This window comes from Microbacterium sp. 05T445, assembly GCF_056395865.1.
The window spans coordinates 1435291-1452472 of the sequence record NZ_JBFTKJ010000002.1; the positions used below are offsets into that span (position 1 = coordinate 1435291).

20 protein-coding genes and 1 tRNA gene are annotated in these 17182 nt (G+C 68.4%); 14 read left to right on the top strand and 7 right to left on the bottom strand.

Annotated elements, in window-relative coordinates; translation table 11 throughout:
- Nucleotide 1 precedes the first annotated feature (1 nt).
- From AC1DDU_RS16300 to AC1DDU_RS16335, 8 genes are read left to right on the top strand one after another with little or no spacing between them, the layout of a single operon-like run.
- On the top strand, nucleotides 2-508 hold the full coding sequence (locus tag AC1DDU_RS16300) for a hypothetical protein (RefSeq protein ID WP_477435897.1): 507 nt from the start codon (nucleotides 2-4) through the stop codon (nucleotides 506-508).
- Entirely contained in the window at nucleotides 508-1620 is a 1113-nt protein-coding gene (locus tag AC1DDU_RS16305; RefSeq protein WP_477435899.1) for a hypothetical protein, read from the top strand. Before AC1DDU_RS16300 ends, AC1DDU_RS16305 begins: the two co-directional genes overlap by 1 nt.
- Complete coding sequence (locus AC1DDU_RS16310; protein ID WP_477435901.1) at nucleotides 1617-1979, top strand: hypothetical protein; 363 nt, start codon at nucleotides 1617-1619, stop codon at nucleotides 1977-1979. The genes AC1DDU_RS16305 and AC1DDU_RS16310 overlap by 4 nt, the downstream gene beginning before the upstream one ends.
- Nucleotides 1976-3760 carry a hypothetical protein gene (locus tag AC1DDU_RS16315; protein ID WP_477435903.1) on the top strand — a complete coding sequence of 595 codons (1785 nt, stop codon included), beginning with the start codon at nucleotides 1976-1978 and terminating at the stop codon, nucleotides 3758-3760. Before AC1DDU_RS16310 ends, AC1DDU_RS16315 begins: the two co-directional genes overlap by 4 nt.
- Entirely contained in the window at nucleotides 3760-4494 is a 735-nt protein-coding gene (locus AC1DDU_RS16320) for a hypothetical protein (RefSeq protein WP_477435905.1), read from the top strand. Before AC1DDU_RS16315 ends, AC1DDU_RS16320 begins: the two co-directional genes overlap by 1 nt.
- On the top strand, nucleotides 4491-5180 hold the full coding sequence (locus AC1DDU_RS16325) for a hypothetical protein (protein ID WP_477435907.1): 690 nt from the start codon (nucleotides 4491-4493) through the stop codon (nucleotides 5178-5180). Before AC1DDU_RS16320 ends, AC1DDU_RS16325 begins: the two co-directional genes overlap by 4 nt.
- Before the next feature lie 3 nt (nucleotides 5181-5183).
- Entirely contained in the window at nucleotides 5184-5366 is a 183-nt protein-coding gene (locus AC1DDU_RS16330) for a hypothetical protein (protein ID WP_477435909.1), read from the top strand.
- Nucleotides 5367-5393: 27 nt separating this feature from the next.
- A complete protein-coding gene (locus AC1DDU_RS16335) occupies nucleotides 5394-5717 on the top strand; it encodes a hypothetical protein (protein WP_477435911.1) in 324 nt (107 codons plus the stop codon).
- Here AC1DDU_RS16335 and AC1DDU_RS16340 read toward each other — a convergent pair.
- Both AC1DDU_RS16340 and AC1DDU_RS16345 read right to left on the bottom strand, forming a co-directional pair.
- The gene (locus AC1DDU_RS16340; protein ID WP_477435913.1) at nucleotides 5714-5893 is read right to left on the bottom strand and encodes a hypothetical protein; all 180 of its coding nucleotides are present in this window, start codon (nucleotides 5891-5893) and stop codon (nucleotides 5714-5716) included. The two genes, AC1DDU_RS16335 and AC1DDU_RS16340, sit on opposite strands and share 4 nt — an antisense overlap.
- A 10-nt stretch (nucleotides 5894-5903) precedes the next feature.
- Nucleotides 5904-6773: a tyrosine-type recombinase/integrase gene (locus AC1DDU_RS16345; RefSeq protein ID WP_477435915.1), complete on the bottom strand. Its 870-nt coding sequence runs from the start codon at nucleotides 6771-6773 to the stop codon at nucleotides 5904-5906.
- 196 nt (nucleotides 6774-6969) lie between these two features.
- Here AC1DDU_RS16345 and AC1DDU_RS16350 point away from each other — a divergent pair, with 196 nt between their 5' ends.
- Both AC1DDU_RS16350 and AC1DDU_RS16355 read left to right on the top strand, forming a co-directional pair.
- Nucleotides 6970-7638, top strand: coding sequence for a hypothetical protein (locus AC1DDU_RS16350; RefSeq protein ID WP_477435917.1), 669 nt, complete (start codon nucleotides 6970-6972; stop codon nucleotides 7636-7638).
- 44 nt (nucleotides 7639-7682) lie between these two features.
- Nucleotides 7683-8321, top strand: coding sequence for a DUF1345 domain-containing protein (locus tag AC1DDU_RS16355; protein WP_477435919.1), 639 nt, complete (start codon nucleotides 7683-7685; stop codon nucleotides 8319-8321).
- 64 nt (nucleotides 8322-8385) lie between these two features.
- On the opposite strand, the gene AC1DDU_RS16360 is transcribed toward AC1DDU_RS16355, so the two are convergent.
- From AC1DDU_RS16360 to def, 3 genes are all read right to left on the bottom strand, one after another.
- Entirely contained in the window at nucleotides 8386-8997 is a 612-nt protein-coding gene (locus AC1DDU_RS16360) for a DUF305 domain-containing protein (protein ID WP_477435921.1), read from the bottom strand.
- A gap of 88 nt (nucleotides 8998-9085) precedes the next feature.
- Nucleotides 9086-9526 carry a DUF6153 family protein gene (locus AC1DDU_RS16365; RefSeq protein ID WP_477435923.1) on the bottom strand — a complete coding sequence of 147 codons (441 nt, stop codon included), beginning with the start codon at nucleotides 9524-9526 and terminating at the stop codon, nucleotides 9086-9088.
- A 138-nt stretch (nucleotides 9527-9664) separates the two neighbouring features.
- A complete protein-coding gene (gene def / locus AC1DDU_RS16370) occupies nucleotides 9665-10231 on the bottom strand; it encodes a peptide deformylase (RefSeq protein WP_477435924.1) in 567 nt (188 codons plus the stop codon).
- A 42-nt stretch (nucleotides 10232-10273) separates the two neighbouring features.
- Between def and AC1DDU_RS16375 the strand changes: the two genes are divergently transcribed.
- Nucleotides 10274-11362, top strand: a complete 1089-nt coding sequence (locus AC1DDU_RS16375) for a DMT family transporter (protein ID WP_477435926.1) — start codon at nucleotides 10274-10276, stop codon at nucleotides 11360-11362.
- Nucleotides 11363-11419: 57 nt separating this feature from the next.
- Nucleotides 11420-11493, top strand: a tRNA-Ile gene (locus AC1DDU_RS16380).
- Here AC1DDU_RS16380 and AC1DDU_RS16385 read toward each other — a convergent pair.
- Nucleotides 11491-11949 (bottom strand): hypothetical protein, encoded by a 459-nt coding sequence (locus AC1DDU_RS16385; protein WP_477435928.1) that lies wholly within the window; start codon nucleotides 11947-11949, stop codon nucleotides 11491-11493. The two genes, AC1DDU_RS16380 and AC1DDU_RS16385, sit on opposite strands and share 3 nt — an antisense overlap.
- 198 nt (nucleotides 11950-12147) lie before the next feature.
- Between AC1DDU_RS16385 and nagE the strand changes: the two genes are divergently transcribed.
- Nucleotides 12148-14052 carry an N-acetylglucosamine-specific PTS transporter subunit IIBC gene (nagE, locus tag AC1DDU_RS16390; RefSeq protein WP_477435930.1) on the top strand — a complete coding sequence of 635 codons (1905 nt, stop codon included), beginning with the start codon at nucleotides 12148-12150 and terminating at the stop codon, nucleotides 14050-14052.
- 60 nt (nucleotides 14053-14112) lie between these two features.
- Here nagE and AC1DDU_RS16395 read toward each other — a convergent pair whose 3' ends face one another.
- On the bottom strand, nucleotides 14113-16119 hold the full coding sequence (locus AC1DDU_RS16395) for a DUF262 domain-containing protein (protein WP_477435932.1): 2007 nt from the start codon (nucleotides 16117-16119) through the stop codon (nucleotides 14113-14115).
- 141 nt (nucleotides 16120-16260) lie between these two features.
- Between AC1DDU_RS16395 and AC1DDU_RS16400 the strand changes: the two genes are divergently transcribed.
- Nucleotides 16261-17034 carry a hypothetical protein gene (locus AC1DDU_RS16400; protein WP_477435934.1) on the top strand — a complete coding sequence of 258 codons (774 nt, stop codon included), beginning with the start codon at nucleotides 16261-16263 and terminating at the stop codon, nucleotides 17032-17034.
- The last annotated feature ends 148 nt before the right edge of the window (nucleotides 17035-17182 follow it).

The following is a 17182-nucleotide window of genomic DNA, read 5'->3' on the forward strand; positions in this document are numbered from 1 at the left end:
CATGGCTGGAGTCGGCCGCATCTCGCTGCTCATCGACTCCCCGCTACGCACCGCCAATCTTGCGTTCCGGGGCCTAGAGCCTGAGGTGCGCAAGCAGATCACCTCCCACACCAAGCGGATCGCCGATCCGGTGTGGAAGGAAGAGACCCGCGGGCACGCGCTGTCCCGACTCCAACAGCGCGTGCTCGCGGGCACGAGCCGCGTGGGTGTGTCCGGACTGTCGATGTCGCTCCGCTCCGGTGGAGGTGGCCGTCTGTCGAGCGGCACTCTCACCGGCTTGCTGGCGCGCGCCGTCGAGTTCGGCGCGAACTTCGCCCGGAAGGTCACCGTCCGCAATCGCAAGGGGACCACGTTCCAGCGGCGCATCGGTGAACGGTTCGGTTCCGCAAACCGACGAGGTAACACCGTGATCCCGGCCGCACGTGCGGTCATTCCCCGGATGGCTTCTCTAATCGTGCAGACCACGATCCGCACCGTCCACGAGCTTCGAGAGAAGGTGAGCAGATAGTGGCCGCCGGCGACATCACCGTCCGCATTGACTCCGAAACTAAGGCGTTCCGGCAGGGCGTCGAGTCCGGCATCATCGCCCCGCTCGAGGACGCCGAGAAAGCACTCGACGACCTCGGCAAGAGCAACGGGCCGGCTGACCTCGAGCGCGACCTCAAGCGTGCGCAGAACGAAACCGAGCAGCTCGCCGACGAGACCAAGAAGACCGCCCGCCAGATCGAGGACTCCTATCGCACCGCCGGCCGCGACATCAAGAAGGGCGTCGGCGACGGGCTCAAGGACGCCAAGGATGAGGCCCGGCAGTCCGGTCGGGAAGCCGCCGCGTCGTTCTCGGGTGAGTGGGACGACGTCGGCGACTTTGTACAAGAGACGGTTGCGAACGGGCTTGGTCCCGCCGGCATCGCTGGTGGCGCGCTCATTGGAGCTGTCGTCGCCACCGCCACGCAGTCTGTCGATGCATGGAACGACAAGATCCAGGGCATCCAGGATGCCACCGCCGAGATGTGGCAGAACGCTGCCGCCGAGGGGCAGAAGTTCGTCGACGGCGAAGCGGTCCGCGCCGAGGCTACGCGCATCCTCTGGGACAAATCCTATGAGGCACAGTTCGCGGCGGCCGAGAAGGCGGGGGTCGACCGTGCCGATCTCGCGGTCGCGATCGCCACCGGAGAGGGCGAGGCGTACGACCGGGTGCACCAGCAGCTCATGGACGCGTACGACGCCGAGGGCCGCAAGGTCGACGAGAACTACGACAAGTACGCCGCGGCCGGTGAGGGCGGCATCCAGCTCGAGTCGTCACAGGCGCAGGAGATTGCACGAACCATCGACATCCTCGACGCGAAGGGCCAAGCCGTCGACGACAACAAGCGCCGTGCCGCCGATGCTGCTGACGCCGAGAAGGTGCTTCAGGAGCAGACCCGCGACCAGATCGACCGCACGGCGCGCGCCGCACAGGAACGCTACGAGGGTCTCGCCGCGACCTACGGCAAGCCGATCCAAACGACCATCAAGGTCAACGTCGACGACGCCGCGGCGTGGGCTCGGCTGGCGAAGCTCACCGGCCCCAAGTACGTAGACATGCGCGTCAAGCCGCGCGGAACGGCGGAGTGGGAATGAGCGACGTCACGATCAGCCACGCCGCCGGCGCCCTCACCGCGGACGCGACCACCGAGTATCGGTCAGAGCGACCGGCGCGGACGAACGCGCATCCGATCCTGGGGTCCGAGGACATCGACTTCACCTTCCGGCCCGCCGGAAAGCGCACGGGTTCGTTCGCGCTCGTGTTCGGCGACGACGCCGCAGCGGATGCCGCGCTTGTGGTGCTGTCGACACCGCAAGTGTTCACGCTCGCAAGCGTCTCCCGGCCAGGCATCAACATGTCGTTCGTGATCGTGACGGGTAGCTCACCCGGCCTCGAACCTGGGCGGGCCGGCGAGACGCTCGTGCGGGTGCCGTTCCAAGAGGTGACACCGTGACCGGTTCAGAGCACGAGTACTCGGTCGCTCTGCTGACCGTACCCGAGACGCCGCTGACGCTCGACGAGGACGACCCCGGCATGGTCGGGTTCAACGCCGGTCGCGCCCCGCACGTTGCGGGCGGACTTCGGCTGAGCGAGGCGTCAGCTGCAGTGCTCGCCGACCTGGACCCGCGGGAGACCCCACGCGTGCGGCTCGACGTGACCGCGACATTCCCGACGATCACGCAGACCCGATCGTTCAACCTCGGCATCCGCGACCTCGAGCGCGACCAGGACGACGGCGTGCCGGTTCTGTCGATTGCGTCCGATGAGGCGCTGCTGTCCGACTACCGGCCGATGACCGACGACGGCACCCCGTTCAAGCTCGCCGCCAGTCTGCGCGACGTCATCGACTACGTGCTGAATGTGGTCTCGCCCGGCGCCGTGCTCGAGGCATCGCCGGCGCACGACGCGAACATGACGCCCGTGTTCGCGGTGACGAACCTCATGCCCAACCCCACCGTCCGGCTCGCGCAGGGCAACTGGCTCGCGGGCGGGACGAACGGCACCCTCACCCGCGGCGCGGCGATCAGTGGCACCCCGGAGTCGCGGGCCCCATCCGGCACCATCACAGCGTGGACCGGGAACAGCGGTCTCGGCACCGGTGGCGCGTTCGCGCAGACCGCCACCGCCGTCCCGTACGCGGCTTGCCGTGGCTCGCGGGAGTACACCGTGAGCACCTACGTGCACGCGAACGTCGCCAAGACGGTGCGGCTGTCGATGCAGATGTTCGGCGACGACGGCGCGCTGCTGTCGGGCGGCACCGATGTCACGTTCGACGTGTACAGCGCGGCCGGCGCTCTCGTCGCGTCCGGGGTGACCTCCTACGCGCTGACCGCGAACACCTTCTATCGGTTCGTGGGCCGGTTCAAGACGCTGCCGAACGCGGCCCGACTGGGACCGTTCATCTACCCGACGTCGGCCGTGCAGTGGGCGAACGGCAACTCGCTCGTCACTCTCGGCTGGATGCTGCACGACGGCTGGTACCCGGTGCCGGTGCGCTACTTCGACGCGTCGACCGCCGCGGACGCGACCTACACGTACGCGGCGACCGGCACCGCCCACCAGTCCGCGGCGACCCGCACACCACTCGTCGACGGCCCCGACCCGGACGCGCTGATCTGGCGCTCCGGGCGCACCGCGCTCGAGTTCCTACAGCCCCTCGTGCAGGCCGCCGGCTACCGGCTGGTGTGCGACGAGCAGCGGCGCTGGACCCTGCGCGACGAGTCGTACCAGGCCGCCGGGACGCTCGCGATCCGCTACGGCGTCAACATGATCGCCGGTGCCGAGCGCATCTCGCGCGACTCCGACCTGTGGTTCGACGCCCGCGTGACCCGCTACCGGTGGAAGGACCGCGACGGTGTAGAGCAGGAACGCGTCGACGCGTTCGCGCTGCCCGGCTACACGAAGGCGACCGAGCTTGTCGTCGAGGCGCCGTATCCCGGCCCCGGCCGATCCGAGTATGCGGTGCGCCGCGCTCAGGGCCGCGGCCGGGAGGTCACCGCGAGCAAGGTCGCCGACTGGACTGCCAACGCCGAGCAGCTCGTCACCGTCGTTCTCGACGGCGCGCCGACGCAGGTCGGCGCGACGCAGACCGTCGAGTACGACCTGTCCAATGACCGCATGACGATCAACACCCGCACCACGGACACTCCTGAATCGGCGTGGGTGCTGATCCCGGAGGGCGAGAGCTGGCTCGACTCACCGATCGGTGAGTCCTGGACTGAGGAGGTCATCTGATGGCAGACCTGGGAGACGACGCGATCGCGGAAGGCATGGCGATCGTCGATCCGAACGCGGATCGCCGGCAGGGTGCCGACGAGATCACCCGCACCCGCGACTACGTGGCGCAGTACTACCGCGCCGCCAAAACCTACGCGGCCGGGCTGGTCGCCGGCATCTCGACGGCATGGGCCGACATCACCGGCAAGCCGACGAACTTCCCGTCCCGCTCCGACATCGTCACGCGGCCCGGCGTCGCCGGGACCGTCGAGCAGGCGCTGAACGACATCTTCGGTCTGGCGAGCGGGAAGGTGAGCAAGGCCGGCGACACGATGACCGGGAACCTGTTCCTGCCCAACGCGACCCCGGCGACCGCCGGCTACACGGCCGCGTTCATCAACAACGACGGGCGGGTGTCGAAGGGTGCCTCATCGATCCGGTACAAGGATCTGCTCGACGACCCCGACATCGCCACGCTCGGCGACATCTGGCCGCGCCTGCGCGAGTTCACGTTCAAGGGCGGCGACGGCAAGCCCGTGCTCGGCTACATCGCCGAGGAGCTGGCCGCCAACCCCGCACAAGAGCGGTTCGTCGTCTACGCGACTGCGCCGGACGGCGACGGGGTGCTCGTCGCGACCGACGTGCCCGAGTCGATCGACTTCCTGCAGATGCTCATGGCGATGACCGCGCAGCTGCACGCCGAGAACCTTGAGCTGACAGCGCGTGTCGAAGCGCTGGAGGCGGCACGATGACCCTCGTCACGATCCGCCCCGGCGTCGCGTTCCAGCAGCCCGCGGCCGAGTCGTTCCAGCGCTACGAGCACGCCCTCGGCAGGCCGGCGGACGTGAACCGCACCACGGTCTCATGGGACGCCCAGATGGTGAAGTACCGCGCGTATCTCGCCTATCTCGCCGGCGGGCCGTGGGCGCCGCTGGCGCTGCACCCGTCCAAGACGAAGCACGTCTACCGCCCCGACGACCCCACCAGCGCCACCGCGTGGGACACCGACGAACACGGCGACCAGCTGCTCGAGGAACACGGCTGGATCGCCGACGTCGCCGACGAGCTGTGGCACCGCGAATACCGCTGGTGGTGCGACCAGCATCGCCACGAGGGCATCCCCGCCGCGGTCGGTGCGACCCCGATCCCACCCTCAATCCCGATCCAAGGAGACGACATGTCGATCATCATCGTTGCGGCTTCGGCCGGCGGCTTCATCAAGAAGGGCATGGCGTTCGCCGACAACCTCACCGAACCGCTCACCGTGCTCACCGCGAAAGAGCTCGAAGCGCTCGACTACGCCAAGGAGCACCAGGGCATCCCGTACCGCAAGGCCGTCTGGGATGCGCCGACGATCCTGAAGCTCATCAACGAGCGCGGCATCCGGCCACAGACCGGCCCCGCCGGCGCCGCCGAATACACGAAGGTCAACTACTGAGTCATGCCGCCCACGGAAGACACCGACGTGGTGCTCGCACGCCTCGACCAGCGCTTGATCGCGGTGGAACGCGACGTGCGAGACATCAAGACTGCCACCGCGCAGCGCACACCAACGTGGCCGTCAGTGATGGCAGCACTCGCGGCCGTCGCCGCGCTCGTGCTCACGCTGCTGCAAATCGTCTAGCGAACTCATCGGCTGAAAGGAAACACCATGACCCCGACCCCCTCCACCCGCGCCGAGACTCGAGCCCGCCTCGAGGCCGCAGGCGCGCTCGAGCTGCCCGCCACCGGCATCGAGTACACGGCCGAGCTCGCTCGTGAGTACCGGCCGCGCGTCTCGGCGCGCGTGCGTGACGGCGTCTACTGGGCCACGCTCGCCACGGCCGCGGCATCCGTGTTCGCGTCGGGCATCGCCGGCATCTGGTTCCCCGACATCGCACCGCAGGTGCTCGCCACCGGCGGCGTCGCGACGAGCGTCATGGGCATCATCGGCGGCGGGGTCGGCGTCATCTACAGACCCGGCGCGCGGGGCTAGTCGAGGTCGGATGACCGGATGCCGGCCGCGCGCATTGCCGCGCGGTCGGCATCCTCGGCGTCCTGGCGGCGGACGGACAGAATGCCGTGCTTCACCCCGACCCGGATCACGACGTAGAGCACGAGCGCGTTCACGAGGATGCCGAGCAGCACCCACAGGATGATCGATGCGTCCATGCGCCCGATCCTAGGCGGCGATCGGTCGCTTCCTGTGCATCACCGTCGCCGCCGCGATCCGCCGGCGGGCCTCGTCGTCGAGGTGGAGATAGCGTTGCGTGGTCGCGAGCGACGCGTGGCCGAGCATCTCTTGCACTGCCCGTAGGTCACCCGTCACGTTGTACGCGGCCGTCGCGCCAGCGTGGCGCAGGCTGTGCGGGTTCCATCCGGTGAGTCGAGTGATGATCTTGTTGACGCTCATCGGGTGCATGTGCGGCGAACGGATGCCGGGGAAGTAATATCCGCCGCGGCCCTGCTCGCGCTCGATCGCGTGCAGGGCGAACAACAGCGGCTCGTTGGCATAGACGATCCGCTCCTTGTTGCCCTTGCCGATGATCCGCAGCCGCTCGCCCTCACGCGCGCGCATGTGCAACGTGGTGAGCTCGGTGAGGCGCAGACATCCGTACCGGGCGAGCAGCACCATCGCGCGCTGCTGAGTCGACGCCCTCGAGAGCGCGAGTTCGACATCGTCATCCGGCGCGACGCGAGGCACCCGCACCGGGACCCGGATCGACCGGATATCGGTGGTCGGGTCGTCGGTGCGGATGCCGCGCTTGTGCGCCCATCCGAAGAACACGCGCCAGGACGCGAGTTCGGACTTCCGGGTCTCGGGCGCCAGCGTGCGGCGGCGCGCCATGATCTGCTCGAGGTCGACGATGCCGGCGCTCGCGAGGTCCACGCTCAGCGCAAGAGTGCGGACGTGCCGCATGCGCAGGTCGATGGTGCCCGAACCGCGGTCGGACGCGAGCAGCCACGTGTGAAAGGCGGTGATGATGAGGCTGTTGTTACTGTTGCTCATATCACCGGAGTTAATCGAAGATGGGAGCGACACGCCGAGCACTTCGGCCGTCCAAAATGCTGAGCGTCAGGCGCTCTGCTCGCCGGCGCCGCGGCCGCGAGCGAAGTCGACGTGAACGATTTCGCCGGACGGCTGGAAACCGATAGGTTCTTGGTTCGAGTCCAAGTGGGGGAGCGAAGGCCTCGGGGCTCCACCCCCGGGGCTTTCTTCTTTCCCGCCGTTCTCTCCAGGAGTGCCGATGCCCGGTCGTGCCAAGCCGTCGCCGCCGCTGGCGGTCGAGGGCGGCGTCCCGGCGCCGGCGCCGATCTACCGTTCGATCCCGTTGCTGATCTCGCTGGCGCTGTTCGCCGGCGCGGTGGCGTGGGTCGGCATCGTGGTGCTGTTGGGCGGCGCACCGTGGATGTTCCCGATCGCAGTGCCCTCACCGTGGCTCTTCCTGGCGCTGGTGCCGTCCGTCGCCGCGATCCTGCTGGCCTTCCGCGGCATCGCGGTGTGGTCGCTCGTCCTGGCCGTGGTGAGCCTGTGGCTGGTGCCGACGGGGATCGCGACGATCGTCGTCGTCCTCGTCGCGCTGTGGACGGTGCGCGGCATCCGTCGTCAGTGGGCCGCCCACGATCTCGACACCGTCCTCGCGACTGCCGCCGCACACGATCTGCCGGTGCTCGTGGTGCAGCACGTTGCAGGCCGGGCCGGACGCCGCAAGCCGTCGGACACCACCCAGGTGCAGGTGCGCGACGTCGACACCGGGGCGCTGTCGACGGCACGCGTGTGGGGCCCGATGCGCACGGGCACCACGCTCGTGCGCCAGGGCATGAACGTCATCGCGCAGGCGCCGCCCGGCGCCGACGCCGAGCTTCGCCGCTGGGTCGAACGTCAGAACCGCCGGGGCGCCGCCGCGCCGGTGTGACCCCACCGGGCGGGCCGCGGCCGGCGCTGTGGGATCATGCGAGCATGGCGCACGTCGGACCATCGATCCTCACCCGCGGCCTCGTCTCCTTCGGGGTCGGCATCATCGCGGGAGTCGCCGTCACGCCCTTTCTGGGGCTCGCCGCGGGTCTGCTGGCAGCGTGGTCGGCGCTGTCGATCACGAGCATGCTGTTCATCCTGCCGGTGGTGTGGCGGATGGATGCCGCGCAGACGCGCGCCCACGCGACCATCGAAGACCCGAGCAGGCGTGTGACCCGGCTGATCGCCCTCGTCGGGAGCATCGCGAGCCTCGGCGCCGTCGCGGTCGTGCTGTTCCAGGCACAGCGGGCCGACGAGCTGACGTCGTTCCTGCTCGCGGGGATCGCGGTGATCGAGGTGGCGGCATCCTGGGGTCTCATCCAGGTCGACTACCTGCTGCGCTACGCGCACCTGTACTACACCGACCCGGTCGGCGGCATCGACTTCAACCAGTCCGAAGACCCCATGTACACCGACTTCGCGTACTTCTCGCTCGGCCTCGGCATGACCTACCAGGTCGCCGACACGAACGTCACGGTGAACGCGATCCGCCGCACCGTCATCGCGCAGACGCTGCTGGCCTACCTGTTCGGCGCCGTCATCCTCGCAACGGTGATCAATCTGGTCACGGGACTGGGCGGCTGAGGGTCGCCGGGCGGTGACCGAAGGGCGGGCGGGAGGCCGCGGCATCCCGCCCGCCCTCGTCCGGTCACAGGTTCGTGAGCAGCTCCTTCATCTCCGCGATCTCGGCGGTCTGGTCGTCGACGACCTGCTGCGCGAGCGCGAGCACGCCGGGGTCCTTCGCCTGCGCGAGCGCGACGTCCGCCATCTCGACGGCGCCCTCGTGGTGCACGATCATCTGCTTGAGGAACAGCCGGCTCGCCGTCGCGCCGTCGGCGGCCTCGAGCGCGGACATGTCGTCCTGCGACATCATGCCGTCGCCGTGGTCCATTCCGCCCGAGGCGTCGGCGTCGTAGGGGACGCCCCAGTCCTCCAACCACCCTTGCATGAGCGCGATCTCGGGCCCCTGTGCGGCCTTGATGCGCTCCGCGAGGTCGACGACGCGCGGGTCGGCCTCGTCCTTGGCCAGCACGACCTCGGCCATCTCGATCGCCTGCTGGTGGTGGGGGATCATCATCGTCACGAACATCTGGTCGGCTGTCGTCACGGCGGTCACGGAGCCCGACGGTGCGGGCGAGCCGTGATCCATGCCGGGCATGGATTCGGAGCCGGATCCACCGCCTGCGCAGCCTGCGAGGAGGACGGCGAGGGCCAGGGGAGCGGCGACCGCGATGGCGCGGAGGGGTGTGCGTGTGTTCATTTCGAGGTCTCTTTCGATCGGCGTGTCGGTTGTTCTGATCCGCGCGGGCGCGGTGACGCATCGCCCGCTCGTGCGGGCGCGATGCGGATCAGGTCCGACTGATCGAGAGCACGATGAGAGATGGTGGATGCTGCGGCGCCCGGTCCGCCGCGTCGCGTGACGCGGCCACGAGCAGGCGCAGGTCGCTCCATGCCATCAGCCATGACGACGGGCGCGGCGCGACGAGGAGTGCGGTCAGCAGCAGCACGAGGACGCAGGCGACCGCCCACGCACTGCCTCCCGACCCGTTCGCGGCACCGGCGCAGCCATCCGCGCAGGACTTCGCTGAAGAGGTGTACGCGCCGCCGGCCATGGCGTCGTTGCCGGACGTCATCGCCGCCGCATGGGGTGCGTGCGCGGCACCTTCGAAGGCCGTCGCCCCGCCGCTTTCGACCGAGATCGCGGATGGCGATCCGTGGGCCGCATGCGAGGCGGGCGAGGTCAGCACATGCATCCCGAACAGGCCGACGACGATGGCGAGGATCGTCAAGAGCCGTACGGCCGACGCCGCACGTGGCGAGGCGGTCGGGAGCGGCATCCGATCTCCTCCTCGGGCGTGGCGGCGGGGCGTGGCGTCGCACCACACTCTACGCCATACCCCAGGAGGGTATCGCGGCTCGCCGCGAGATCAGGCGTCGATGTCGTCGATGCCGGGGGTCCAGGCGCTGCCCGGGCGACCCCAGCCGCGCTTGCGCGCGATCTTCTGCACGGTCTTCCAGTCGCCGTCGTCCAGCCGGTCGACGTACAGGATGCCGTCGAGGTGGTCGAACTCGTGCTGCATGATGCGTGCCCGCCAGCCGTCGACCCGGATGCCGACCTCGGCGCCGTCGAGATCGGTGCCGGTCACCATCACCTCGTCGGAGCGGCGCAGCGGGAACCGCTCGCCGGGGAAGGACAGGCATCCCTCCGACTCCTCGTCGGGATCGGGCGCGCCGGGCTCGAGCGGCCGCATCCACAGCTCCGGGTTGATGATCACGCCGCGCCAGGGCTCACCGTCGTCGTCGGCGTAGGTGTAGGTGTAGATGCGCAGCGGCACACCCACCTGCGGTGCCGCGAGGCCGACGCCGGGGGCGGCATCCATCGTCTCGAACATGTCGGCGACGAGCGTGCGGATCTCTTCCGTGATCTCGTCGACGGGGGAGGCGGGAGCGTGCAGGACGGGATCGCCCATGATGCGAATCGGGAGAACAGCCACGCCTTGAGCCTATCGAGCGACCAGTCCGGCTAGTGTCGATATGTGGTGTGGACCGGTGTCGAGCTCGAGGACGTGGGCGATCAGCTCGTCGGCGCGTTCCAGAACCCCGGCATCCTGATCGGCATCCCTCTCGCGCTGCTCGGCGCCGTCTTCATGTCGTTCGGCGCGCAGTACCAGCACCGCGGCGTGACCAAGGTCGAACGCCTCACCGGGTCCAGCGGGAGCGCGGGGCTGGAACTCAGCCATCTGCTCAAGCTGCTCGCGCGTCCGTCGTGGGTCATCGGCACGCTCATGCTCGCCCTGGCCATCGTGTGCCAGCTCTCCGCCCTCGCGTTCGCCCCGCTGATCGTGGTGCAGCCGCTCGGCGCGATCGCCCTCGTCATCACGACCCTGCTGAACGCGCAGATCAGCGGGCACAAGCCCACCAAGCGATCGCTCATCGCGATCGCCGCCTGCGTCGGCGGCATCTTCGTGTTCGTCACGATCGCGGCGCTGTTCGCGACCGAGAAGCCCGTCTCCAACGGTCAGCTGATCACTATCCTGGTGCTCCTCGGCATCGTCACCATCGTGTTCGCGGGTCTGTGGATCTGGCTGCGCAAGCGCATGGGCGCGCTCTTCTACATCGTCGCGGCCGGTGTGATCTACGGCTTCGTCGCGACGCTCGCGAAGGTCGTGATCGAGCGCTTCAAGGTCAGCGAGTTCAACGGGCTCACGTGGGCATGCCTCATCGCGCTCATCATCGGCGCCATCGTGGGCGCCTACTTCGTGCAGAGCGCGTACGCGTCCGGCCCGCCGGACCTCGTCGTCGCCGGGCTCACCGTCATCGACCCGATCGTCGCGATCTTCATCGGCCTGACGGTGCTGCAGGAGGCCGCCGGCGCACCGCTGTGGGTCTACATCTCGTTCGCCGTCGTCGGGGCGGTCGCCGTCTGGGGTGTATTCCAGCTCGCCCGGCATCACCCGCAGGTGATCAGCGAGAGCCAGGAGCTCCCGATCCAGCGGGGGAGCAGCGGAGGGGTGACGGATGCCGCGCATCCGCGCACCGGTTCCGTCAAGGTCACCGAGGCCGTGTCGAAGGTCTGGCCCGAGCCGCCCGTGAAGGACCGCGCCGACGACACCGACCCGCGCTGACGCGGGCATCCGGCTCGGCGGGCCGGTAGGCTCGTTGCGCGCACCCGGTGTGCGCAAGGGGCGGTGGCCAAGCTGGTGAAGGCAGCGGGCTCATAACCCGACGATCGTGGGTTCAAGTCCCACCCGCCCTACGAAGACCCGGACTCCTGCTGCGGGGGGCTCTCTTCGCCGGCGTACTCGTCGACGACGCGGCGCGCGAACTCGTCGGTCATGCGGTGCGTCTCGTCCTGCTTGCGTACGGCTTCCTCGGCCGTCTCGGTCGACGTCGCCCAGAGGCCGGCGATCCGCTCTTCGAGGTCGCGCACCTGCTCACGGACGGACGCGTCGGAGCGCACGCGCGCCTCCTCGGCGGCATCGCGCACCACTCTGGTGGCGGTGTCGATGATCCGCCGCTCCAGCAGCAGGACGATGCCGACGAGGAACAGCGTCGTGCCGACGCCGCCGAGGACGCCGGCCAGGTACGCCGCGCGGTCCGCACCGGGAGCCGCGAGCAGGCCGAGGACGATCAGCGTCGAACCGGCCACGATGCACGCGGTGAACCACCCCCATCGGATGCGCGGCTGAGCGTCGGTCGGAGACTCCGTCATGCTCACAGCGTAGAACCGGGCATGCACGGCCGGCGCGAACACACGTTTCGCGACGGGATTCGTTCACCCGCCTAACTTTTTTGAGATCCACCCTGTTCCGCGGACCGCCTCTGCGTGTAGCGTCGGCCTCATCAACTGTCCCCTGGCTCCCTGTGGAGGCGAACAATGAAGTTCTTGCAGAGGCTCGGACGATCGATCATGCTCCCGGTGGCTGTGCTGCCGGTCGCCGCGATCCTCTCGGGCATCAGCTTCTGGATCAGCAATGGCGGGAAGAGTCCCAACATCGTGTCGGCGTTCCTCGGCGCCGCCGGCGGCTCGCTCCTGGACAACATGGCTCTTCTGTTCGCCGTGGGCATCGCACTCGGCATGGCGCAGAAGTCTGACGGCACGTCGGCACTGGCAGGACTCGTGTCCTGGCTGGTGGTGACGACGCTGCTCAAGCCCGAGACGGTGGCGCTCTACACCGGGATCGCCGACGTCAACGAGGTCGACCCCGCCTTCCTGAAGGTGCAGAACGTCTTCGTCGGCATCATCTGCGGTCTGATCGGAGCGTTCTGCTACAACCGCTTCAAGGACACGAAGCTGCCAGACGCACTGTCGTTCTTCTCCGGCAAGCGCTCGGTCGCGATCGTCACCGCGGGTGTCTCGCTCGTCGTCGCCGTCGCGCTGTACTTCGTGTGGCCGTGGGTCTACGGCGGACTGGTCACCTTCGGCGAGTGGATCGTCACGCTCGGCCCCTTCGGCACCGGCATCTACGGGTTCCTCAACCGTCTGCTCATACCCGTGGGCCTGCACCACGCCCTCAACTCGGTGTTCTGGTTCGATGTCGCCGGCATCAACGACCTCAACAACTTCCTGTCGGGCGAAGGCACCTACGGGGTCACCGGCCAGTACATGACCGGGTTCTTCCCGATCATGATGTTCGGTCTTCCCGGCGCGGCTCTGGCGATGTACCTGACAGCCAAGACCACGCGCAAGAAGCTCGCCTACGGCATCCTGCTCGGTGGCGCGATCTCGTCGTTCTTCGTCGGCGTGACGGAGCCGCTCGAGTTCGCCTTCATGTTCCTGGCTCCTGTGCTGTATGTGACGCACGCCCTGTTCACGGGAATCTCGATGGCGATCAGCCAGATACTTCCCGTACGCATGGGCTTCGGATTCTCGGCCGGCTTCGTCGACCTCGTGCTCAACTGGATGAACCCGATGGCGCAGAACCCGTGGCTCATCCCGGTGATGGGCGTGTTCTGGTTCTTCGTCTACTTCGGGGTGTTCTACTTCTTCATCAAGCGGTTCAACCTCAAGACGCCCGGTCGTGAGGACGACGACATCCTGGGCGAGGGCACCGAGTACGACACGCACGCCGCCGACGACAAGTACCTCGTCACCGGCAGCCGCTTCATCGACGCGCTCGGAGGCAAAGAGAACATCCTCGAGCTCGAGAACTGCGCCACCCGTCTGCGAATGGAGATCGACGACGTCAGCAAGGTGGATGACGCCGCGCTCAAGCGCGCCGGCGCCGCGGGCACGATGAAACCCGGTGGCAAGTCGGTGCAGGTGGTGTACGGCACCAACGTGCAGTTCGTGAAGGATGCGATGGAGCAGATCATCGCCGGCGAGGTCCAGGCACCGGTGGGAGCCACCCCGGAGCCGGCGATCGCCGCCGCGGCCACCACCGCGGTGATGACCGACGCTCCCGCCACCACCACGGTGAAGCTGCGCCAGCCGCTGGAAGGCACGGTCGTCGCGCTCTCTGAGGTGCCCGACCCGACGTTCGCGCAAGGGATCATGGGCCCCGGCCTCGCGATCGAACCGATCGGCGACACCGTCGTCGCGCCGGCCGACGGCACCATCGGGGCGACCTTCGAGACCAGCCACGCAGTGGCGCTCGTCCTCGAGGACGGCACGGAGCTGCTCATCCACGTCGGCATCGACACGGTCGGGATGAAGGGCGACGGCTTCCAGACCCTGGTCCAGAAGGGACAGAAGGTCACCGCCGGCACACCGCTGCTGCGCTTCGATCTGAAGAAGATCGAGGCGGCCGGCCACCCGTCGATCACCCCGGTGATCGTGCTCAACAACGAGAACGCGTCCGTCTCGTTCGACTGACGGCTGCTTCCGGCCCGCGATGAGGGGACGGATGCCTCGATTCGAGGCATCCGTCCCCTCTCACATCGCGTTGCCGATGTAGGAGTACTTGACGAAGACCTCGGGGGCGAGGCCTGCCTCTTCGAGCACGCCCTGCACCGCGCTCAGCATGTAGCTGGAATCCCAGCCCATGTAGAGCGAGTGCTCGTCGTCGAGGCGGTCCCACTGACCGTTCCAGGACTGCGCGGTGTACACGGGGCCACCACGTCGGGCGCTGTAGGAGATCACCGCGTCGCGTGAGTCGGCCCACAGTCGCTTGAAGACGCGATTGAAGAGATACTTCACGTCGGGCACCTCCCAGTGCTCGCCGCAGTACTCCACGTACGACCACTCCCGATGCCAGCCCGCGGGCCAGCCGCGCCGGCGCACGGCGTCGAGGATGGGAGTGAGTCCGTCGTCGTCGATGGCGGGGCCGCCGGGGCGCTTCCACACATCGACGAACCGCTCCGTGAGCTGTGCGGAGCGCGCGGCGATCGCCGCCGTGCCCCACGCGGGAAGTTCCGCGAGCTCGGCGGTGGTCGCCACGGTGCTCCGGGCGTACAGCGCCTGCTTCTCGGGGAAGGACCGGTCGAAGGCGCGCAGGGCCAGATCCTCTTCGAGGACCGTGAGATTGCCGATCGTGCCGGCCAAGGCACGGTGGCTGTTCTGTTCGTCGTCGCTGTAGGACGCCCACTCGCGGATGCCGTCGCCCGACCAGCCGTCACCGGGCGCCTGCGGGAAGATGTGCTCGACGTCGAACCCACCCGTGCCGTCGACGCCGGCGATGCGGCCGAGCACGTACGGTGCGTGGGGGAGTTCGGAGTACTTCAGCGCCACCGCGATTCGCTCGTCGGACGGGGTGATGCGCGAGATCGCCGAGACCAGCGCGTCGAACCCCTCCTCGCGGGCGCGGCAGAGGCGGGCGACGAGGCGCTCCACCCCGGTGCCGACGACCGAGCGGCGCACCAGCATCGACTGGACCATCTCGAGGGTCTCGATCAGCTCGGCGCGGTCGATGCGGCCGAGCTCGACATCGCGGTACGCCCGCATCACGAGCGGGTACATGGCGGTGCCGAATGTGCCGAGGTACCCGAGGTGACGTGAGATCTCGGCATCCGAAGCCTCATCCGGATGCAGCAGCACGCGGTACACGCGCGACAGCGCCCGCCATTGATCGGCGTGGCGCAGCAGGTCGGCGAACTCGAGCCGCGGGAACACCTGGCGGAATGCGTCGTACACGCCGCGCCCGCCGACGACCGTCACCTCGCGGCCGGTCGTCATGATGAGGTACTGGCGCCAGAACTCGGCGATCGCGTCACCGGTGTTCTGCTCGATCGGCTGCCAGAACTCGGACTCGATCCGCCGCTGCTCTGCGTGCGTGAGTCCCATCAGCACGTAGTTGTGGATGAGCTCGTGATCGCGCAGCGGCTCGCCGGTCGAGTTGAGGCTCTCGAAGATCTGCTGCGCGTTCGCCCCCGCTCCGAGCGTGATCGCGACGTGTTCGAGCTTCTGCAGTCCCCGCCAGATGTGGGGTGCTTCCTCGAGGCTGATCTGACTGCGGAAGAACGCGTAGTTGTCGTCGAAGCGGGAGTCGCGCTGCGAGCCGGGTGGGAGCGGGAGGTCGAGGACGACCCGCTCGAACACCGATGCCCAGGCGCGATGCGGGCGGAGCTTGGTGCGCGTCGCGTCGTGCGAGTGCACCAGGACGCGCTGCAGCTGGTCGGCCAGCTTGGGGTCGGTCTCGCGCACGGTGTGGTGCAAGGCCGCGACGAGCAGCATGAGCGTCGTCGTCCGCTGCTGACCGTCGATCAGCACGAGCTCCGCCTCTTCGCCCTCGCCGCTCGCGGACGACAGCAGCGAGCCGATGAAGTGCATGCGGCGGTCGTCGAGGTCCGCGACCGCGCGGATGTCGGCCAGGAGCTGCTCGCACCCGCCGATGTCCCATCGGTACTGCCGCTGATAGACCGGGACGACGATCGTCCAATCCGCTGCCGACAGCCATCCGATCGTGTTGACAGCGGTCGCATCGACGTTCGTGGCACTCACCATGGCCCGTCCAGTCTATGGGGGCACTCCGAGCGCCCGGTTATTCACGGCCCGCCCCCGGGGGCGTCCGAAGGGCCCGAGGTAGGCTTGCCTAAGTTGGGCCTGTAAAAACGCGCTGGCCCGCTGACCGAAAGGCAATCCGTCATGGGTTACATCAAGTCCGCCGCTCTCGAGGAGACCGGCTTCGTGGTCCTGGACTCGTACAACAACGAGATCGACCCCAAGGAGTGGCTCGACGTCGAGTACGTCGACTGGAAGTCCTCGGGCGACACCCGCTTCGCTCCGCTGGCCTCGGCCAAGGGAGAGATCGAGTGCAACGGCTTCTGGAACCACACCCCGCCGCGCACCGACAAGGACGGCGTGTGGATCGATTCGCAGACCGAGATCGCGCCGACGCTCACCGCACGTGCGCAGGAGCCGGGTGCCAACGTCGGGCGCTGCCGCATCATCGAGCTGCAGCCGAACACGTACGCCGACTGCCTCTACAACCTCCACCAGGACGACAACAACCGCCTCAACCCCGACGGCACCGGCTGGGTCGTGCGCGGCTTCTTCAACCTCACCGACGACAAGGACAGCTTCTTCGTCCTTCGTGAGAACCGCACCGACCCGAGCGTCGAGTACCGCATCGCCCTGCCGGCCGGCGCGCAGCTGATCATCGACACGCAGCGCCTGTGGCACGCCGCCACGCACAACGGCGACGAGCCGCGCTACTGCCTCATCACGTCGTGGGAGTCGGGCCCCGAGCTCGACGCCTACATCGCGAAGTACAACGGCAAGCCCGAGGCGGAGCTGTTCGAGGTTCCGCAGGACGTCCTCGACGCCGGCCAGGCCGAGCAGGCCCGCCGTGACGCCGCCCGTGCCGCGTACTACGCCGCAAAGGGCAAGGCCGAGGTCCAGGCGATGAGCGAGGCCTGAGCCTCGCTCCGCCGACTCCCAGAGGGCGTCGGAATCACAGTCTTGTGATTCCGGGGCCCTCTCGGCGATAATGGCGGCAGCACAACCGAACATGCTCGTCGTGACACCGTCGCAGGTCGTAGGGGAAGACGCACCTGACGAACGGAGA